1 protein-coding gene is annotated in these 420 nt (G+C 69.8%); it reads left to right on the top strand.

What is annotated here, in order from left to right; genetic code table 11:
* Positions 1-420: hypothetical protein (locus PA598K_RS30190; RefSeq protein WP_221414193.1), on the top strand; the 420-nt coding region annotated here is incomplete at both ends.

Below are 420 nucleotides of genomic sequence, written 5' to 3'. Positions count from 1 at the left end.
CGACGCCGTGTCCTGGCTTATCCTCACTGAGGATCTGGAACGGCTGCTGGAGGCGATGCTGCAGGGCCGCCGCCCGGAGTTGCCGGCCAAGTCTTCCTCCTATGCGGCATGGGCGCGCGCCCTGCACGAGCGCGCGCAGATGCCAAAGGATGAGGATGTGGCTTGCTGGCTGGAGTCGGATGGAGCCGAAGCCGCTGCTCAGTTGCCGCTCGCCAGGACGATAGAGTCTGCGGGCGAGCCGCACCTGGCACCGGCCCAGCGCTCCGATGGACGCTGGCAGCCAGGTGGCGGAGCGCCCCACGACGCGCTGCACGACGTAGCGCCGATAGACGGAGCGCTGTATGGCGGAGGCCCGCATGACAGCGAGCTGGGCAGCGCCGAGCGCTGGCTGAGCCCGAAGGAGACGGCGGAGCTGCTCGG

The sequence above is a fragment of the Paenibacillus sp. 598K genome (genome assembly GCF_003851045.1).
Taxonomy (GTDB): Bacteria; Bacillota; Bacilli; order Paenibacillales; family Paenibacillaceae; genus Paenibacillus_D.
This window is presented reverse-complemented; position numbering and strand designations above follow the sequence as displayed.